This is a genomic window from Methylobacterium sp. J-072 (assembly GCF_022829425.1).
Taxonomy (GTDB): domain Bacteria; phylum Pseudomonadota; class Alphaproteobacteria; order Rhizobiales; family Beijerinckiaceae; genus Methylobacterium.
In genome coordinates this window covers 1-314 of the sequence record NZ_JAKSYK010000082.1, presented here as the reverse complement: position 1 = coordinate 314, position 314 = coordinate 1, and the positions used below count along the sequence as shown (strand labels likewise).

Genomic DNA, 314 nt, shown 5'->3' with positions numbered 1-314 from the left:
TGACGAAGGCGTTGTTCCGGTCGCGGCCGAAGTCGAGGTACTGGGCGTCGGCCTCGATGCCGACGACCACGCCGGAGCCCGGGGTGAACTGATAGTTGTAGCCGACCTGGGCGCCGCCGGAGAAGCCGTCCTGGCTGCGGTTGCGGAAGGTGGCGACGGCGGCCGGGCCGTTGGTCAGGCCGACACCGCCCGGCACGACGAAGGTCGAGTTGTTGGAGCGGCTGCTGGCGTCGAAGGCGTAGCCGGCGTTGATACCGAAGTAGGCGCCGGTCCAGGTGAACACCGGGACGGGGGTGAACACCGGCGGCGGGGCG

General features: G+C 70.4%; 1 pseudogene. It reads right to left on the bottom strand.

Annotated elements, in window-relative coordinates:
• A pseudogene (locus MKK67_RS08175) lies at positions 1-314 on the bottom strand (porin family protein); the annotation flags it as partial.